The 19,055-nt window shown below is 64.7% G+C and carries 13 protein-coding genes, 1 tRNA gene and 1 pseudogene; 7 read left to right on the top strand and 8 right to left on the bottom strand.

Features of this window, described 5'->3' with window-relative positions; genetic code table 11:
• Positions 1-15 precede the first annotated feature (15 nt).
• A tRNA-Ala gene (locus tag OG524_RS15225) sits at positions 16-89 on the top strand.
• Between the two features lie 253 nt (positions 90-342).
• Here the strand turns inward: OG524_RS15225 and OG524_RS15220 are convergent.
• Positions 343-2,106 carry a hypothetical protein gene (locus OG524_RS15220; protein ID WP_405810658.1) on the bottom strand — a complete coding sequence of 588 codons (1,764 nt, stop codon included), beginning with the start codon at positions 2,104-2,106 and terminating at the stop codon, positions 343-345.
• Entirely contained in the window at positions 2,103-3,014 is a 912-nt protein-coding gene (locus tag OG524_RS15215; RefSeq protein WP_405810656.1) for a hypothetical protein, read from the bottom strand. The genes OG524_RS15220 and OG524_RS15215 overlap by 4 nt, the downstream gene beginning before the upstream one ends.
• A 51-nt stretch (positions 3,015-3,065) precedes the next feature.
• Between OG524_RS15215 and OG524_RS15210 the strand changes: the two genes are divergently transcribed.
• Entirely contained in the window at positions 3,066-3,428 is a 363-nt protein-coding gene (locus tag OG524_RS15210; protein WP_405810654.1) for a helix-turn-helix domain-containing protein, read from the top strand.
• Between the two features lie 212 nt (positions 3,429-3,640).
• On the opposite strand, the gene OG524_RS15205 is transcribed toward OG524_RS15210, so the two are convergent.
• Positions 3,641-4,219 (bottom strand): hypothetical protein, encoded by a 579-nt coding sequence (locus OG524_RS15205; RefSeq protein WP_405810652.1) that lies wholly within the window; start codon positions 4,217-4,219, stop codon positions 3,641-3,643.
• A gap of 567 nt (positions 4,220-4,786) precedes the next feature.
• Positions 4,787-5,529: pseudogene (locus tag OG524_RS15200) on the bottom strand (transposase family protein).
• A 93-nt stretch (positions 5,530-5,622) separates the two neighbouring features.
• Here OG524_RS15200 and OG524_RS15195 point away from each other — a divergent pair.
• Together OG524_RS15195 and OG524_RS15190 are read left to right on the top strand one after the other, a co-directional pair.
• Complete coding sequence (locus tag OG524_RS15195; RefSeq protein ID WP_405810650.1) at positions 5,623-5,889, top strand: hypothetical protein; 267 nt, start codon at positions 5,623-5,625, stop codon at positions 5,887-5,889.
• A 53-nt stretch (positions 5,890-5,942) separates the two neighbouring features.
• On the top strand, positions 5,943-7,076 hold the full coding sequence (locus OG524_RS15190) for an IS630 family transposase (protein WP_405810648.1): 1,134 nt from the start codon (positions 5,943-5,945) through the stop codon (positions 7,074-7,076).
• 303 nt (positions 7,077-7,379) lie between these two features.
• Here the strand turns inward: OG524_RS15190 and OG524_RS15185 are convergent, their stop codons facing one another.
• From OG524_RS15185 to OG524_RS15170, 4 genes are read right to left on the bottom strand one after another with little or no spacing between them, the layout of a single operon-like run.
• Entirely contained in the window at positions 7,380-8,216 is an 837-nt protein-coding gene (locus tag OG524_RS15185; protein WP_031082430.1) for a phosphoadenosine phosphosulfate reductase family protein, read from the bottom strand.
• Entirely contained in the window at positions 8,213-11,890 is a 3,678-nt protein-coding gene (locus tag OG524_RS15180) for an ATP-binding protein (protein WP_405810646.1), read from the bottom strand. The genes OG524_RS15185 and OG524_RS15180 overlap by 4 nt, the downstream gene beginning before the upstream one ends.
• A complete protein-coding gene (locus tag OG524_RS15175) occupies positions 11,887-13,050 on the bottom strand; it encodes a DUF4007 family protein (protein ID WP_405810644.1) in 1,164 nt (387 codons plus the stop codon). Before OG524_RS15175 ends, OG524_RS15180 begins: the two co-directional genes overlap by 4 nt.
• Positions 13,047-14,222, bottom strand: a complete 1,176-nt coding sequence (locus OG524_RS15170) for a cysteine desulfurase family protein (RefSeq protein WP_405810642.1) — start codon at positions 14,220-14,222, stop codon at positions 13,047-13,049. The genes OG524_RS15175 and OG524_RS15170 overlap by 4 nt, the downstream gene beginning before the upstream one ends.
• A gap of 419 nt (positions 14,223-14,641) precedes the next feature.
• On the opposite strand from OG524_RS15170, the gene OG524_RS15165 reads away from it, so the two are divergent.
• Genes OG524_RS15165 through OG524_RS15155 form a run of 3 tightly spaced genes read left to right on the top strand, consistent with a single transcriptional unit; the run spans position 14,642 to position 19,040 of the window.
• Positions 14,642-16,258, top strand: a complete 1,617-nt coding sequence (locus tag OG524_RS15165; protein WP_405810640.1) for a DEAD/DEAH box helicase — start codon at positions 14,642-14,644, stop codon at positions 16,256-16,258.
• Positions 16,255-18,126, top strand: coding sequence for an ATP-binding protein (locus tag OG524_RS15160; protein ID WP_405810638.1), 1,872 nt, complete (start codon positions 16,255-16,257; stop codon positions 18,124-18,126). Before OG524_RS15165 ends, OG524_RS15160 begins: the two co-directional genes overlap by 4 nt.
• Entirely contained in the window at positions 18,123-19,040 is a 918-nt protein-coding gene (locus OG524_RS15155; protein WP_405810636.1) for a phospholipase D family protein, read from the top strand. Before OG524_RS15160 ends, OG524_RS15155 begins: the two co-directional genes overlap by 4 nt.
• Positions 19,041-19,055: the final 15 nt, after the last annotated feature.

Below are 19,055 nucleotides of genomic sequence, written 5' to 3'. Positions count from 1 at the left end.
TTTCACTCGTTGCAAGGGCCTGTGGCGCAGTCTGGTAGCGCACCTCGTTCGCATCGAGGGGGTCTGGGGTTCAAATCCCCACAGGTCCACCGCGGGCCGTTCACGAGTTAGCTCGTGAACGGTTCACGAAATCCCGTTCAGCCCACCCGGCTGGGCGGGATTTCGTGCATCTGAGGCTTGGTACGGCGCGGATGTCGTTCCGGGAGGCCCGGTTCGGGTCCGTGGGAACGCTGAGTGGAGCTGGCTTTGGCTTTGCGGGCATGGCGAAGCGGCCGCAGGACCCTGATGGTCCTACGGCGCGCTGGTGGCTGTGCGGTTGTGCCTGCTTCGCCGATGCCGTTCCTACGGTTCGGGAGGCGGGGCGGCATCGGTCGCCCCTGTCTCCTCGTCAGGGCTCTCGTACGGGTCGGGAGTCTCGGCAATGTGGCCGAGGGTATATTTCTCTTCCTTCCAGAGGCGCTGGTCGCGCAGGAAGGACTCGATACTTCGCAGGTTCTCGACCATGAGCTGGATGGCACTGAGCAGCGTTTGGGCGACTCGGCCTCGGCTCTGGCGTTTCTCGCGGGAGTGCAGGAATGTGTCGACGTTCTTGGCGCGGCCGTTGAGCCCTTCGACGTGGCTGCGCAGGCTTCGGTAGGCACGCTGCCAGGCTTCCCGGCCCCACGGCAGGTCCTGGCGGAGCTTCGGCATGATGTCGACGGGCACGGTGATCGTGGACTGCTGGCAGATGGCCGGCCGCTGATGGGCCGGCCGTTGTGGCGGTCGTACGGTCGGTCTGGCGTCTGGATGAGCCTGCCGGGCCCGGCGGTTGGTCAGGTCGACGGTGTGGGGCTGAGCGCGGACGGGGCGGCGCGGGGTGTGGTTGCGGCGCCGGTGAGCGCCGGATGCGTCGCGTTCCTGGGCCCAGGGGCAGGTGACGCGGGGGCTGGTGCCGGCGGCGGGGCACTGGCGGCGTTCCAGGCCGCGGTGGTCGGCGGACTGTTTCAGTGGGAGGACGTAGGGGTCCGCTTCCAGCATGTCGGGCAGGAGCTCTTCGCGGGTTCTGCTCTGCTTGGCGGCGGCCATGCGGTGGTAGGTGTCGATGATCCGCTGAGGGGTGTGGGGGCACAGCAGGTCGCCCGCGATGGCGATGGTGCCTTCGACGGCGTTCTTGTTCTTGCGGACCATGGTGGTCTTGTAGTCGAGGACCGGTTTGTAGCCGACCGCCCGAACGGGGTCGTGGAAGTTCTCGACCTTGGCATCGGCGTAGGCGAGGTCGCCCGCCAGGTAGCCCTGGACGGGCCACATGCGCTTGACGATCTGGAGCAGGCGCACCGCCTGGGGGCCGATCTGCTTGCCGGGCGTGTGCAGCGACATGCCCATGCACAGTTGCGGGTAGCGGCCGGCGATGGACGGCTCGGCGTGGCCCGCGACCAGGAGTGTGGCGCTGTAGCCGAAGGTCTTGTGGCCGCCCCCGGAGACGTGGATACCTGCGCTCACTTCGAGCGAGGCGCGGCGTCGGGTGCTGTGCCTGGCCCAGGTGGGAATGGCCGTGGCGTCCACAGACAGGTCACCGGCCCACTCGTCCATCAGGCCGCGGGCAACGGCGGTCCGCACGGGAGCGAGTACCAGCTTGTTGGCGATCCGCGACAGGACCGGCGTCGAGTCATGGCGGGTGTGTTGAAGCCAGGCACGCCGGTAGGTGACGGCCTGGTTGCGCGGCATGCGGGTACGCCGGTCGTGGCGGGCCGGGTCGAGAAGTGTGGTGATGCGCGACCAGGCATCGTAGAAGCGCTTCGCCGACGCACGCGTCGCTTCGATGTCCGTACGGTCGACTGCCGGAAGTCCGAAGTATTTGAGCCACGGTGTGCGTACGCGGAATTGCACGCACTCCCAGGCGTCGTCCACGTTGGTGCTGCGCAGTTCCCGGGCCGCCAGCACCATGCCGACAAGCACTGTTTCCGACGGCAGGCCGCGAGGTCCGGGGCGACGGGCCTCCAGGACCGCGAGTTCGTCCAGGACTCCGCTGGCCCGGACGAGATCGATGACCTGCCGCACCAGGCGGTCGTTCAACAGGGAGGGGTGCGGTGAGGGCGCGGGGCGGTGCTGCCCGCCGCGGCGCTTCATGCCCAGCCCCGCAGCATGCGCACGGCAGCGTCTCGCGAGATTGCCGGTACCCAGGCCATGTAGGGGGCGAGCGCGGCAGTGGTCTTCATTCCTGCTGCGCGGGCCACGAGGTCAGCTGGCACATGGTCGCGCAGCAGGGAAACGATCCAGGTGGCGCGCAGACGCCGAGTGTCCAGAGGCGGGACTTTCGGGTCACCGGGTCTGGTGCGTCTGACCCAGTTGCTGATGGCGTTCTTCGGGTAGGGGACATGGCGGTCGGGTGCGTACAGGTAGTTCTCCCCGGCGGCCCGGGCGAGTGCGGCGAGCGTTTCCTCCCACAGCGAGCGGCACACGATGAGTCGGTCAGTGTCCGGGACGTGCACGACGACGGCGTCGCTGGGCAGGACGTGAATGTCCGTGCCGCGCACGGTGAGGATCTCCTTGGGCTGCAGGCCGCATCCGGCGCCGAGGGCGAGGAGTGCCTTGGCGTTGCTCGAGCCGGTCGGGACCGGCGGCAGGCTGTCGGACCAGGCATCCAGTCGGGTCAGGTCGCTGGTGCTGTAGGGCGTGGCACGGGAGCGATCCCCACTGAGGTGAGGGCGGGGCGCTTCACCGCGCTCGACCCATACGAGGGTCTCCCGCACGCGGGCCAGGATCGAGGCGTAGGTCTGCGTGCTGTTCGGAGCGATGTCGGTGTTCAGCAGCAGCGAGCGGGTGATGGTGCCCTGCTCCAGCCAGACAGCCGGATCGCGTGCCAGCCCGGCGCGCTCGGCCCTGATGGCGAGTGTCGCCATCACTCCCAGCACGGTGGTGAGCCGGTAGGGGACATGGTCGGCGACGGTGGCCACCACCATGCGCACAGCGTCGGCAACCACCTCCCACTCGGGAGGAGCCTCCTTGGGCCGGTACCGAAGAATTGCCTGACTCATCTCGGTCTCCAGGGCTACGCACCACGAATACCGGCTGAACAAATAGCCGCATTGCTCGACATAGTGCACATCAACCTGGAGGAGCGCATCTCGATGCCCGGTGGCACCCAGCGCAGTACGACGCCGAGGGACCTTGCCGAGGACCCGGACGCGTGGCCCCACGCGATCATGACCAGTCACCCTCAAGCCCAGGTCGTCCAGGCGCTCGCGCGCGCCCTCGGGGAGAGGCTGAAGGAGCGAGGGCTGAGCCTGCGGCAGGCCGCCACCCTTACCGGGGTTAACCGGCAGGCGATCGTCAATCTGCTCAACGGGATCAGCTGGCCCGACGTGGTCACCGTGAGCCTGCTGGAGGACGGTCTCGACGTCGCATTGTGGCCGGGGGCTGCGAGCCCTGCCTCGGAGAAATGCGGATGAGTCCGGTGGATAAACCGGCACGAAAGCCTACTTTCCATGCCATCGATGAGCGGAATGGCATACAGAACTAGGCCACGCGCCTCCCAGCGGACGTGCCGTCGACTAGGCTGGGATGCACGTGAACCATGATCAGGGGCACGTATCGGTGCCGCCGGATTGCCCTCCGGCGGCACCACCCCTCTCACACAACTGATCAGAGGCGCATATCTAGGTCAGGCAGCCTCAGCTTTCTGCGCTGTCGGTAGGTCCCGGGCCACGGCGTAGGTGGCGGCGGCGACCTTCTCCACACGCCCCTTGCCGACCAGCCGGTTGAGCGCGGTGCGCACGTCTTCGCTGGGGCGTTTGGAGTTCCCGAGCTTCTCCGTGCGCCCCCTGGCCCGCAGAATGACGATGGCTTCGACCACCTCATCGACATGCATGGCGCGATCGGAGGTGGCGAGAATCGTCATGACGAAGTCCTGCAGGCTGTTGGACTCGTCGTCCTGGAGCTCGTCCAGAGAAGCCGTGGCAGAACTCTGCGGCGGCATGGGCGGCTCTTCCTCTGAGCTCTCCGGCGCGTCCGCCCCGGGCGCAGGAATGCGGTCCTCGACGAACTGGTACATCGTCTCCGCCTGCTCCAAGCCTTGTTCCTCGCCCGCGAGCCGGTCCTGAAGTTCGCTGACGCGGCTGAGGGCCTGGGAGAGCTCGTCGCGCAGTGCCGCACAGTCAGCACGCCGTTCGTCCCGGTCCTGGCGGATCAGAGCCAGTGCGTCAAGGAGCAGGTCGGAGCGCCTACTCGCTCCGTGCGCCATGTGGCCTCCCGTGTCTGACGATGCCTACAGGCACACCCTACGGGTCTGACAAGCAGAGCGTAATGTGGTCTTTCAATCTTGTGGGTAACGAGGGTCCGTTGGCGGGGGCGTGCTCTCGTGCGGCTTGCAGACCAAGACAGCTGAACCTACTTCGTTGCAGCAAGCGCATCATCAGGCTCTGTCCGTATGTGGCCAGTTGGCGTAGAGGGCGCTGCTTGAAGTCATCGATGCGGCATGACCCACCGGGACTGCTGGCGCGGACTGCGTGCTGGCTACGTTGCAGACGCCCGTCGAGGCGCTGCGCGAGCGCTCAGCAATCGCTTTCCGGCAGGAAGAATCACGACGCAGCGAGTTCACCGACGACCTGCTGTACGGACGTGGCGACTTGGGACGTCTGGTGGAGCGGGCAGAGCAGTTCGGGCTGAAGCTTTCCCACACAGTCGCCGTCGCCGAAGGCCCGCCCCCTACATCGAGGGCGAAGTTGTGCCCCGCCTCGTGGAGCGGGCCGTGAACGTGCGCTTCGGCGATCGCAACACCATGCTCACCAGCGAGGAGCCTTCTCCAACCTCACGCTGATGCGTGGTGAAGGGCGAGGACTGCCTTCACCAGGTCGGTGATGCGCTCGGTGCTGCAGTGGAGCTTCTGCAGGAGTCGCCACCCTTTGAAGGTGGCCATGGCCTGCTCGCCGAGGCAGGAGATCTGGGCGTGGGTGCTGTTGTGCCTGCGCGGCCACCGCTTGAGGCGACGGCCTCAGGAGGGCACCCGGATGGAACCGCTGGCGCCCTGATAGGCCTTGCCGGCCCAGCACTTCAGTCCGGCCTCGGCGAGTGCGGCGACGATGTCGTGGGTACGGGCGGCGGTCAGGTCGCGAGTGGAGCCGGGGAGCGCGGGTGAAGCCCACAGCAGCCGTCCACATAGGTCGGTGAGGACTTGGACGTTCATGCCGTGCGCTTGTGCTTGCCGGGAGTGGGACGGGGTCTCAGCGGCGATTCGGTCGAGGATGACGAAGGCCAGCTGACGTGCGGTCCGGATCGCCTAGGCCAGGCTTGGAGCGAGTGTGGCCAGGACCTTTATCGCTTCGCTGACGTAACGGTAGACGGTCCCGATCCCGATCCCGATCCCGATGCCGAACGCGGCGGCTGGCTGAGCGTAGGTGTCGCCGCGGCGCAGGTGAGCCAGGACCACAAGCGCCTGCCTGTTAGGCGTGATGCGGCGCGGGTGCCGATCATGCGGCGATGAGCGGCCAGGCACCGGGAGAGGTGACGAAGGCGCGCGCTGGACAGATCGATCGCCGATGGGTAAACAAGCACGCGGAGCTCCCCCGCGACATGGGTGACCTTGGTCGTGAACCCTGCTAGTGCCGCATCAAGCAACGTTCGCCCCGTTCTGGATACGGTGAGTCCATGAGCGGTGGTGATCAGCCGGACCTGGACGAGATTGAGTCGTGCTTTGCTGCTGTGGTCGAAGGGCGAGTGAGCCGGGACGCGGCAGATCGGTGGGCCGCACGCTGGGTCATCGACGACACCCTTGAATGGGACGAACTGTCCTGGTGGGCGTTGCGGCTCCTTCACGGGATCGATCTGCGGCCGGGGCCCGAGGAGCCGTACCTGCACGATGACGAGCAGGTACGGGGGTGGCTGGAGGAGCTGCGGCTGCGCCGCGCCGGGTAATCCGCCGCGAAGGTCCTTTTGTTGTACGCACGGTGCCGCCAGAGTGTTGTCCTATGGCGGAGCGGGTGCGGGTTCGTGAGATTGATGATGACGAGGGTCGGCGGCTGCTGCGGATCATCCGTCGGGGCACCGGGTCGGTGGTGACCTGGCGGCGGGCCCAGATGGTGCTGCTGTCCGCGCAGGGCATGCCGGTGGCGCGGATCGCCGAGGTGTCGTTCACCAGCGACGACCGCGTCAGAGACGTGATCCACAACTTCAACACGGACGGCTTCGACTCGCTGTATCCGAAGTACAAGGGCGGCCGGCCGAAGACGTTCACGCTGCCGGAACGCCGCGAGGTCAAGAAGATCGCCAAGTCCAAGCCGACCGAGCATGACCTGCCGTTCTCGACCTGGAGCCTGGCCAAGCTGGCCGACTTCCTGGTCGCCGAGGGGGTGGTCGACGACATCAGCCACGAGGGCCTGCGCATCCTGCTCCGCGAGGAAGGCGTCTCCTTTCAACGCCTGAAGACCTGGAAGACCTCCCGCGATCCGGACTACGCGGCCAAGAAGGCCCGCGTCGAGCACCTCTACGCGATCGCCGACGGCGATGTCATACCCGAGGACGGCGAACCCGAAGTCATCTTCTGCATGGATGAGTTCGGACCCCTCAATCTGATGCCGCACCCGGGCCGGCAGTGGGCCGAACGCGGAGGCAAGCACACGGATCCCGACCGTGAGCCCCGCCGACGGCGCCGGGCGACCTACAACCGCTACGGCGGAGTGCGGCATCTGTTCGCCGCCCTGGACCTGGCCAAGGACAAGCTCTACGGCCACATCAAGCCGATCAAGCGGCGGACGCAGTTCCTGGAGTTCTGCCGCTACCTGCGCACGCTCTACCCTCCGACGGTGCGGATCGCGATCGTCAGTGACAACTTCTCCCCGCACCTGACCACGAAGAGATGCCAGCGGGTCGGCACATGGGCGGCAGCGAACAACGTCGAAATGGCCTACACCCCGACCAACAGTTCCTGGCTCAACCGCATCGAGGCCCAGTTCACGGCCCTGCGCTACTTCACGCTCGACGGCACGGACCACGCCGACCACAAAGAACAGGGCAGCATGATCCGCCGCTACATCATCTGGCGAAACCGCCACGCCGACGACCGGCGCCTACGCGCCGTCGTGGACAGGGCAAACGTTGCCTGATCCGGCACTAGGAGCTTCGTCATTCACCTCACGCAGCAGGCCCCAACCTGCCAGCTACGCCCGAAGGTTGGAAACAACCCAGTATCCTGCCCGCCCCACACCAGGCCCATGACCTACGAGCTTCATGATGTACAGGTCTCAATCGACCGACCGTCAATGAGCGTTTCAGAGAGGGGGATCTGTGGTGCGTAAGTGATGGGTTACAGTCTGGCATCTAGGGCCGACGCTCCGTACGGAAGACGCGAAGACCCGCCTGCCCTGTGCTTGTGAGCACAGGGCAGGCGGGTCCGGGTGGGAGTCGGATCAGAGGTGGCAGACCGCGCAAGCCGCCGAGTCGTCATCCTCGTCGAGCGCATCGGAGAGGATCTCCAACAGCGGCCGGTTCGGCTTCACACGCTTGGCTGCGCGCTCAAGGGCAGCCTCGTGCTTGGCCTCGATCTCGTCGCGGCGTTCTATCAGTTCACCCAAGGACTCGCCTTGAGACCAGGTGTACTTGCGACCCTGCATGGCCGTGTCCTGGTGCTTGAGCTTGTCTTCGTAGGCGACGGCCTTCTCGTATAGCTCTGGGTGTCGGTCCTTGAGGCCCACCCACTCGTGCTTCCGCTGGAAGAAGCAGAAGTAGCAGCCGGAGCGGGTACGCCACTCGTAGTAGCCAGGCAGGCCAATGCCGGCCTCTTCGAGGATGCGGTCGACGCCCGCGCGGTCGATCCCGTCTTCACGGAAGGGGAAGACCGCCGTGATGTTTGGCTTGGTGCTGACGTAGCCCAGCCGATTCTCGTCGGCACGGATTGCGACGTATGAGATGGCTTCGTCGTCGCCGATCCACTCTTCGAGCGGCCGGATCTTCAGGTTCTTCGTGCACCAGCGCATCTGAGGGCTGGGCAGCGTCCCCTGGTAGACCTCCAGCCAGTGATCGAAGTCGCGGGAGGAATTGAGCCGCTCAATGGGCTTGCCGAGCGCGCCTTCGAGGCGATTCAGGTACTCGTAGGTCTCGGGCAGCTCGGCCCCGGTGTCGCAGAAGAAGTACTCCATCTCCGGCACCCGGTCGCGCATGTAGATCGCGAGGGATGAGGAGTCCTTACCCCCTGAGATCCCGAGTACGTGGCGCTTCTTGCTGCTCGTGCCGTCGGCGTCTGTCACGGCTGCTCCTTCCTTTCGGATGTGGCGCTGTCCTGCTGAGACAGGCGCTCGGCCAGCGCGGCGAGGAGGATGCGTGCGCCGTCCGGGCCCAGTGCTTCCTCAGCTTGCCTGATGACACTGACAACGAGCTTGTCCGCGGCATTCCGCGACTTCTTGGGTACGTGGATGAGCGTGCGCTCTTCAGCACCCTGGGGGGTGGTGAGTGTCAGGAGGTGAGTGTCGATCTGCCGCGGCTTCGGCTTGGCCCGCTTTGTGGCTGCGGAGCGAACCGTGACAGGGGAATCCTTGGCCTCGGCCTCCTCTAGGTCCTCGACTTCCTCGGCCTCCGTGACACTGTAGAGGTGGCTGACCCGGTCGAGGGCGCGGGCCCTGTCCTGTACGACACGAGGGAAACGATCCATATCGCGGTCGGTCCAGTCCCCGAGGGCCTGATTGACCAGCTGGACCACGACCGTGCCGAGCCAGTCGTCATCGGGGAGCATCTCGTTTGTCACGCGGGACACGAAGCCGTGAAGGCTGACCTCAAGAGAAGCGTCCGCGAAGCCCTGGAGCCGCTCAGCGAGACCTGCACGGAGTTCCGTGATGTTGGCGGCACGAAGCCTGAACTCCCTGGCCAGGGTGTCCACAACGTACCGTTGGAGGCTCTCACTAGCGCCTGTGAGTTCGTTGAGCGCGGAGGTGACCCGCTCGATGAACGACTCGGCCGCTTCCGGGTCCTTCGTGGCTCCAGGAGTGATCTCCTCGAAGCCAAGAGCTTCCGGCAGTTCCTCGAAGACGAGATTGTCCGGGTCGGTGGCCCTGGACAGCACGGCGCGAACTGTGAGGGTGTCCTCACTGAGCCGCTGAGTCTTGCGGGAGTACTGATCCAGGACCAGGATGCGGTCCAGCATCCCGCGGGTGACAGCCAGCAGCGCCGGGTTGCGGTTTGCGCGGCTGCGAGGAATGTCGACATCGAGCGACTTCACCAGGCCATCGAGCACGAGCCTGCGCTGTCCCCGGTCCACAGGGGTCGACTTCACGGTGAAGCGTTCCGGGTAGGGAACGTTGAGGCGCTCCACAATGGCTGCGGTGAGGCGCGGGCAGTAGTTGCCCTCCTCGAACAGCGCTACATCGTTGCCCCGCAGGATGAGTCCCGCGACTACCAGGATCGGGACCACACCGGCCTTCACGCCGTACGGCGCGGCCATGAGGCGCTCGTAGATGTCAACGATGGGGGTCGGCTCGGTGGCCTCGCTCAGGGCCTCCTCGAGGGCTTCCCAGACGGGCATGATGCTGGCGTTCTTTTCAGCGTTGGGGCGAGCCATGCCATGGGTGTGGAGGGTGCCGCCAGAGCTCGCGCCGCCGCTGACCTCGCCGGTGGCGCGGTGTAGACCGAGGTGCTCGACGACGCCGTCGTAAAGGGCGCGTTCCGCGGGGAACTTGTCCTCGGGCCAGCCGAGCCGTGCCAGGCCGGTCTTCTCGATCATCGCCGTGAGGACCTCACGGCGAGTGCGAGCCGCATTGCTGGTGAGCTGGTGGCGGCCCACCATTTCGTTCCTGACCTGCGGGGTCTGGTGGTAGACCACGTTGCACGCCTCGGAGACGAGCCCTGCGTAACTGCGGGCGCTGAGCTCCTGGGCGGGATCCCCGTCGGTGTCCTCGCCGCTGGCCCAGAGGTACCAGCTCGACTCTTCGCTGCCAGGGCGGAACGCCTCCGCGAGCAACGCCGTGATCTTCTGGGAGAACTCCCCGGCTCGTTCGCTGATCTCTCGCCGGGCGACATGGTCGAGTTTCTCGTCGCCCATGAGGTCCTGAAGAGCTACGAGAGTGGTGCCCGCGGCCAGCACTGCCTGCGGGTTCCGGGTGAGCCCGACCACGACGGGAAGGGGAGAGTCCACCCGCGGGCTGTTCTTCAGTTCACCGAGGTGGAAGACCAGCATGCCGTCTGCCGCGTCCTGCACGATCTTCGGGCCGCGCAGCTTCTCGGTCTTGTGGCTGACAGCGGTGACGAAGTGGCGCTGCATGCCGGTGAGCTGGCTGTGGGCGCCGGCAGCGACCGCGTTCGGGAGAACGTTGGTGCCGAGGTGCTTGTTGAAATAGCGGATGACGTCATCAGGCTGGAGCTGTGAGGCGATCTCGTTGACCCGAGCGTCGATATCGACGTCGGTGCCCTGCCAGATCCGGTACTCGTTGCTGTACTCGCGGTGGACGACAAGCCCGTCCTTCACCAGCTTGTCCAGCCGCTTCTTCAGCTGCTCGAAACGGTTGACGTCGGTAGCGTCGATAGGGTCGTTCAGCGCGAACTGAATCATCGCCGGCGTCGCGCGGAGCATGCCGTCCGCGTCGATGAGGTTCAGGACGCCGATGGCCTTGAGGAGCGCCTGGTCTTCTTCCGGGAGGCCGTGAGCCTCTTCGAGTCGGGTGTTGATCTCCAGCCAGCGGCTCGCCTTGGAGGAGGCGAGAATCGTGGTCCGCCCGGCAGAGAAGAAGAAGTCGTACAGCTGCGGAATGCGCAGCGTTGAGGCTCGTTCCGGAGAGCTGGCCGCAAAGGTGTCCAAGCTGCGCCGCACGGTGAACGGTTCGTCGTTGACGAGGAAACCGCTGAGGCTGCGGTCGTTCTGGCCGATCTGAGATGCCATGAGCGGCGCGGCAACTGCAGTGAGCGGGTGCAGCGGGTACAGGTTGGCGAATGACCCTACGGAGACGTCGACCACCGAGTGCAGCGACTGCTGACGCCAGATTCCGTGGGCGGCCTGAGCCTGGGCCTCGATCAACTTGTGGCTCTGCTGCGGCAGGTCGGAGTGGTCCAACTTCCGCTGAAGAAGGTAGACCGCGTCACCGAGGTTCGGGGCGAAGGTGACGTCCTCGAAACGGCCTTGGATCTTGGCCCATTCCTGGGTCTGGACCGAGTTCGACCGAGAGGTGTAGTCGCTAAACGCTAGGTGCTGCAGGGTGAAGATGTAGAGGGGGAGGCCCTTGGCTCCGGCACCCTTCTCCGCGAGGAGCTGGAGCAGGAATACGTCGCTGCCGGCGTTCCTGTTCTCTTCGGCGGACACCAGGTGCTCAAGCGTCTTGCCGAACTCATCGATGATCAGCAGCAGCGGTGCCTTGCCGCACAGTGCGGTGACGGCATCCAGCAGGCTGTCCGTCGTCGGGACGTCCGTCTCAGCGCAGACAGCCATGACGGACGCGATGTCCTTCGGAACACGCTTCTTCCACTTACGTTCTACCGCAGTCTGGAGTGCCCGGTGGACGGTAGCCGCCAGCGGCTCACGACGAGCCGTGGTGACTGCGCCCAGGAAGCCGTCGCCAGGGTGGGTATCCCGGTTCTCGGCGATCTCCTGCGCGAGCGCCGGGTGCGTTGCCGAAACGGCCTCGTGAGCAGCGGCTCTGCGCTTCGTGTCGTGACCGAGCAGAGCGTCGATCAAGTTGGAGAGCGTCGACTTGCCGGACCCATACGGCCCGGTGAAGGACCAGGCGCGGGAGCGTTTGAGGTCGCCCAGAGCGTTTCCCACACGGTCGAGAACGTCGAACGCGCGTACACCGACGTACGGGGAATGCAGGTCCGCGTCGTGTACGTCGCGTTCGAGGTTGGTGGAGCGGAACTCCGTGCCAACGAAGCTGATCCCGGCGGGGATCTGGGCACCAATGTGCTTCGCCCTAGTGCGAGCGGAAGGCTGGGTGGCCGTGGTCACGCGAGCTCCTCGTTCGTGTCAGCCTGCAGGGGGAACAGCTCCTGCGCGGTCTCAGCGTCATCCGTGACCTTCTTCAGTCCCGGCTTCTCCCGCATCCACTCCTCCGGGGTTGGGAAGCCGTCGCGGTCACGTACGCGGCCGTACTGCTCGTCGAGAATGTCCCAGGCGAGAGTCTCGGGGTTGTCCGCAAAACGCAGACTCCGCTGGCCGAGAGATTCGACGATCTCCAGCTGCGGATGCTTCTCGACGAGCGCTTCGATCGACCGCACGAGCTCCGGTTCACGCATTCGGAAGGCGAGCCCGGGTGCTCCAGGCTCGTTGGCGAGCCGGGCCAGCGAGATGGAAGCTGGCCTGCGCGAGAAGCGCGCGGCATAGTCAAGGCAGGCGTACAAGAGGACGCGAGGCGGGAGGCTGGGGCGGATGCCGCTGGTGAAGCGGTAGGTGCGCTCCTTGCCGCGTCCTCCTTGGTACTCCAGCAAGCCGAGCTCGCGGAAGGGGCAGAGGAGCGAGTCCTCGAAGCTGCCCGGGGACAGGGGGTTCGCGTCAGGGTCGGGCGCGTACATCTTGATGAAGCACTCGGCGTCGCGGGTGACGGACTCAGCCGCCGGCCACTGCTCGCGCTCGAAGCTGTTGTGCACCTCGCGCGTAATGAGCGCGGTCATCTCGTCGATCGTGACGCGGGCAAGCGGAGCGAGGTGGAACATCGTGTACCAGCTCGGGACGAGGCAGGGAGCTTCCTTGCTGCCCGAGACGAGCCACCAGTGCAGCAGCCACAGGCTGCCGGTGTCCTCGAGGTAGGGATCGGCCCCGTCCTCGTCCAGAAGCCACCGGGCACGCCAGGTTGGTGCGGCTGCGAGGGAACGTGACTGATTCTCGGCACTGCGGTATTCATGGGTCAGCTTGAAAGCCTGTGACCAGTAACGCATCGAATAGACCATGTTCTTACCCACGCCGAGACGCACAAGAGCATCTGGAGCATGGAAGAGCATCTCGTCCTGCTTGACCTGAAGGTATGCCTTGTGCAGCCAGCCGAAGCGCGGGGGGAAGCTCTCGTGGCGGTTGAATTTGAGTCCGACGACGTCGGAGAGGCGACCTTCTGGCATTACAGTCGAGCCCTTCATTGCAAAATGTGGATAAGAAGATTTGGAAAGTCCGGTCAAGGGCCGACGGTGGCCCTCATGAGCGCTTGGACATGTGTGACGGCCTGCACTGTGGAGGCAACGGCCCGACGGACCTCTTGTTCCGTTGTGGAATAGCCCAGCGAAAAGCGGATCGTGGCATCGGCGTCTTCGCGGCTGAGGCCCATGGCGATAAGAACGTGACTTGGGCTTGGAGCGCCCGCAGCGCAGGCGCTCCCGTCAGAGGCGGCCACATCCGGCATGGAAGAAAGTACCGCGTCGGCAGGAGCGCCGGGGAAAGTGATGCTTGTTACGCCGGGTAGCCGGGGCGCTCCGGCGCCGTTGACGTAGCTACCAGGAAGCCGGGCAAGTAGTTCGCCTTCCAGGAGGTCCCGCAGCTTGGTGCTGCGGGAGGCATCCTCAAGGAGATTTCGGTTGGCGGCCTCGGCGGCAGCCCCCAGGCCGGCGATGCCGGGAACGTTGAGAGTGCCGGCACGCCAGCCACGCTCGTGTCCGCCGCCGAAGGTCAGAGGGCGCTGTGGCAACCGGATACCACGCCGGATGAACAGTGCGCCGACGCCTTGCGGGCCCCCGAATTTGTGTGCGGAGAGCGACATCAGGTCGACGTCGAGTTCCCCCAGGTCGAGGGGGAGCTTGCCGACGTACTGTGTCGCGTCCGTGTGAACCAGGGCTCCAGCCGAGTGGGCGGCCTCGATCATCGGGTTGAGGTCGGTGATCACGCCGGTCTCGTTGTTCGCGAGCATCAGTGAGACTAGGGATACGTCTCGCCCCAGGAAAGAGGCTTTGAGCGCCTCTGTGTCGGGTTGGCCATACCGATCTACAGGCAAGATGGTGAGGGAGTCCGGGGTGCCGCAAGTGAGAGCTCGTGCGGTCTCCAGTACGGCCGGGTGTTCGACGGCGGAGGTGACGATTAGCTGCTGCCCGGCGTAAGCGGCGTGCAAGGCAAGGTTGTTGGCCTCGGTGGCGCCAGAGGTGAAGATGATCTCGCCAGGGGAGCAACCCAGTAGCTCTGCGAGGCTTCGGCGTGCTCGGTCGACCCTGCCTGCGGCACTGCGGCCGTGGTGGTGGACGCTAGAGGCATTGCCTACGGCGCTGAGCGCTTCATGCATCGCTGTGAGTGCTGCCGGGCGCATGGGGGCTGTGGCGTTGTAGTCGAGATACGCCGACTGCGACTCGATCGCATCAAGTTCCATGAAATGCCCCCACTCGTCGTGATTCGCTCCTTATGTCGCTCGTCCTGGTGGGCGTTCTCGACCGGTAGCTCAGGTTCCACCAGGAGCGTTCTGCGATCCTAACGAACCTTCGGGGCTAGTGGGACCGGCACGCCGCAGGTAGTGCAGGCGCTAGCGCTGCGTGAGTACCTCGCATCGAAGAGTGTTCTCTTTTGTTCGTGAGCTTCTGATCAGGGCGGATGTGCGCCCGATGAAGCCTGAACCGGCGATCTTCGGCCCGTTGTCAGTGGTGGCCTCTACTGTGGATCGCACGTCGTGACCCGAGTCACGGCGGCAACAAGGATCGGACAGCACGGCGTGGTGGAGAGTCGGCAAGTGCAAGGTGGGGACGCGAGAGGCGTGGAAGTGCCTCGGTTGAGGCGCGAGGGGGCTGAAGCGGGATGAGTTCACCCGGCATCGCATTCGCGCGCGTCCTAGATGCGGCCTCCCTTGATTACGTACGCGGCCTCCTCGGGGAAGAGGCGTGCACGCTCCTTGACCTCCTGAGCGGGGGGGATGCCGACGAAGCCATGCTTCGGTCTGTAGCGGCGGCTGCTGTACCCCCTGAGCGAATTTTGTCCGATGTCGATAAGCGACAAGAATTTCTGGAAATTTTGCCGGGTGGCAAAACGGATGAGCTTGCAGAAAGGCTGGGGTGGAAGAAGTCTGATCGAGCTGCGACATTCCTGCGGAAGTGTGATTGGACGGCGGAACAGCGGAGAACCCTTTTGGGTTTTCTGGGCTTGATTGTCGAACGAGCGCCGAAGGGCCCTCCTGCAGTGCGGGGTACGGCAGAGGCGGGCTACGCGCTCTTCTCGCATCAGCGTCGCGCGGCGGCACGAGCTAGCGAGCGATTGTACGCGGATGAGCGACGGGTCGTCCTTCACCTACCGACTGGGGTAGGGAAGACCCGGACGGCGATGAACATGATCAGTGATCATTTGCGATCACACGAACCGACACTCGTTGTGTGGCTGGCGCGCGGGAACGAGCTTCTAGAGCAAGCCGCTTCGGAATTCGAGCGAGCGTGGGCAACCCTCGGGAACAGGGATGTGGACGTGGCCCGGATGTGGGGGAACGCGGCAGCCGATCTGACGGGGGTCACCGACGGCATCGTGGTCCTGGGGCTCGACAAGGCAGTCGCGGCAATCAAGAGGGATAGAGACTTCCTCGACCGCTTGGCGCTGAAGACGACCTTGACGGTCTTCGATGAGGCGCATCAAGCCATCGCGCCAACGTACAGCAGGGTGACGGATGCTCTGACGCTTCGCCGGGACTCAAGCCTACTGGGTCTGACCGCGACTCCTGGGCGGACCTGGGCGAACATCGAGGAGGACAAGCGACTGTCGGAGTTCTTTGCTCAACACAAGGTCATGCTGGAGGTCGAAGGGTACGACAACCCGGTCAGCGCCTTGATTGAGGACGGCTACCTTGCCCGCCCAATCTTCCGGACTGTCGCTGCCGACTCTGGCATGAAGCTGAGCAGGAGTGACTGGCACGCGCTAGTGGATGCGTTCGACATCCCTGAAAAGTTGATGGCTCAGCTGTCGACGAGCGCGCAGTGGAACCTGCAAGTGGTGCGCACGGTGCTCGAACTGTCGAAGGAGCACTCGAGGATCTTGCTCTTCGCGGCCTCGGTGGAGCACAGTCGGCTACTGGTGTCCACACTGTCTGCGCTCGGCGTCGATGCGGAGCAAGTGACCGCCGATTCCTCAAAGCAGCACAGGGCGAAGGTAATCGCTCGTTTCAAGGGGAAGTCGAACCGCCCCATGGTGCTATCGAACTTTGGTGTACTGACGACCGGATTTGATGCTCCGGCAGCCAGTGCCGCCGTAATCGCACGGCCTACAACCTCCCTGGTGTTGTATAGCCAGATGGTGGGGAGGGTGATCCGCGGGCCGAAGGCTGGCGGCACCTCGACGTGCGAAGTTGTGACCGTAATTGACCCCGAGCTTCCGGGGTTTGGTGATGTGGCAGATGCGTTTACCAACTGGGAGGACGTGTGGAGCAGCAGATGAGCGATGTCGATAGCTACCCGATTGTCAGCGCGGACATGACGGTCAAGGCGATGCGTGACAGTGGGTACAAGTCCACCGCGCACGCCATCGCCGAGCTCATCGACAACGGCATCGAGGCGCAGGCGGACGTCGTTGAGCTCTTCGCCGTCGAGGCGACGGAGAGGCGCACCGAGCGGTCGCGTTACCCGATCGTCAAGATCGCGGTGATGGATAACGGCACCGGGATGGACCGGGAGACGCTCCGCAAGTCCCTCCGGTTCGGGGTGGGGAGCCGCCAGGATCGTAAGGGCATAGGGCGCTTTGGGGTCGGCCTGCCCAACTCCAGCATGTCCCAGTGCACCCGTGTGGACGTTTGGTCGTGGCAGAACGGCCCCGAAAACGCCCTCCACACGTACCTCGATCTGAACCGGATCGACGGCACTGACGCGCAGGTTCCGGAGCCGGAGTTGAAGGCGGTCCCGCAGGAGTGGCAGAACCTGAGTCAAGGGCTCGGAACGTCCGGAACCTTGGTTCTGTGGACTGATCTCGATCGTGTGCAGTGGATCAGCACTGCCACCACCCTTAAGCACACTGAGTGGATCATCGGCCGTATCTATCGCAGGTACATCGCGGATGGGCGATGCAGGATTCGCCTCGTTCCGGTCCACGGCTGGGAGGAGCTCTCCGGGGCCGCCGACGCTCTTCCTAACGATCCGCTGTACCTGACGCCAAAATCGTCTACCCCTGCACCGTTCGATACGAAGCCGATGTTCAGGCCCATCGGAGCGGGTTCGACGGGGGAGATCGGTGTCGAAGAGTTCATGGTTCGAGGAATGGACGGGAAGATGTATCCGGTCCAGGTCCGCGCGTCAGTCGCCGTAGATGCCGCACGACGCTCGGACGTTGAGGGCGAGCCCTGGCCGAACGACGTTACTCCGACTCTGGATCCCGGCAGGACTCCTTGGGGTAAGCACGCGAAGGGCAATCTCGGGATCTCGCTCATGCGGGCGGATCGCGAACTGGACCTAGATCTCGGCTGGACCAGCATGTACGACCCGATCGAGCGGTTCTGGGGGATCGAGATCGACTTCCCGCCTCAGCTCGATGAGGTCTTCGGTGTGACGAACAATAAGCAGTCAGCCACGAAGTTCACGGCCCTTGCACACTTCGACTGGAAGGAAGAAGCTGAAGGGCTAACTCAGCTGGAGTTTAAGGAGCTGATGAAGGAGGAGGGTGACGGGCGTGCACCGCTGATGGAGATTGTCTCCCACGTACGAGACAAGCTCCTGAAGCTCCTGCGGGATGAGCTGAAGCAGCAGACTCGCGGCACGCGCAAGGCCCGCAGTCGACATGAGCTGGCTGAGCAGCAGGCAGAGCAGGCGGTGAGGCGTCGACGCGAGGAGGCGAGCCCCAGCGAGACGGACTTGCTGGAGACGCAGAAGACGGCTGAGGAGAGCCGGCAGGAGCAGATCGCCGACTTGGTCAAAGAGCATGAGTACACGCCGCGTGACGCAGAGCGCATGGTCGCCGAGACCATGGCTCAGAATCGGCATGTTCGTCTGATCACCAGCCGTTCCCCCGACTCGCCAGCGTTCTTCAACATCAAGTATTACGGTGGTGTGCTCCAAGTCTCGTTGAACATGGATCACCCGGTCTACGACGACCTAGTGGCAGTCCTGGACGACGAGAATCAAGACGCCAGTCCAAGCGAGCTCAAGGAGCGGCTGGACCGCGCGTCGAGTGCCTTCAAACTGCTGCTTTTCTCCTGGGCGCGCTTTGAGGACGAGACAACGCAGCCGCGCACGAAGGACCGCATCAAGGGCTTCCGGCAGGACTGGGGTCGTATGGCCAGGGAGTTCTTCACGGTCGATGAAGAGGACGATGAGTGAGACCGGATCACGTCTGGGGGCAGCTTCACGAGCTGTTGAGCTCGGCGAGCGAACGTGTCGTGCTGGTGGCGCCCTTCATCAAGAAGGAAGTGTTCGCTGCGGCAGTCGCTGCCCTCGGTAATCGAGATGTCGAGCTGCTCTGTGTGACCCGCTGGGCAGTCATGGAGATTGCGGCCGGTGTCTCCGATCCGGAAATCGCGGAGATCGCAGAGCGGGACTCTCGTGTCTCCATCGTGCTCTGCCATGACCTCCACGCGAAGGTGTACGTGGCGGATGATCGCTGCCTCGTGGGGTCGGCCAACCTGACGGGGCGGGCGACCGGGCGGAGGATTCCGAAGAACCTCGAAGTGCTCGTCGAGGTACCCGCCGATCATCCGGAGGTGAGGTTGGTCCTTGACCAGGTTCAGCGGACAGCCGTGCCGGCAGATGCAGAGATGGGGCGGCGCCTTCGAGAGCAGGCGAACCTCCTCGCTAACGATGAGGACCGGCCGGATCTTGTGATCGTCGTGGACGAGGTGGATTCGCCCCCCACACGGTGGCGTCCGGAAACGCGCATGCCGGCTCGCCTCTCCCGGGTCTATCGCGGGCTGAAGTGCGATTTCCCGCATGAGATTCTTGCTGGCGTTGTACGGGACCTGGCTTATCTGGACATCTCGCCAGGCCTGGACGAGACAGCCTTTTCCTCGGCTGTACGGACCCGTCTCTACGAGCTCGCCGAAGTCGCCGCGCTCGCGAGGACGGGGAGCCTCAACCAGGTGGACCTTCAGCGGTCGATCATGGAGGCGGATGGCTGCGAGGAGGAGGTCGCGCAGCGCGCGGCTGAGAACATTGCTGAGTGGCTCAAGTACTTCGACGAGGTCAGGATCGTCCAGACTGGGCCCTGGGAGCTGATGCAGGGGCGGGAGATTCGATGATCTTGAAAGGGTGTT

The organism is Streptomyces sp. NBC_01520 (assembly GCF_045040375.1).
Classification (GTDB): domain Bacteria; phylum Actinomycetota; class Actinomycetes; order Streptomycetales; family Streptomycetaceae; genus Streptomyces.
Note: the sequence above shows the minus strand (reverse complement) of the source record. Positions and strands in the feature narration are given on the sequence as shown.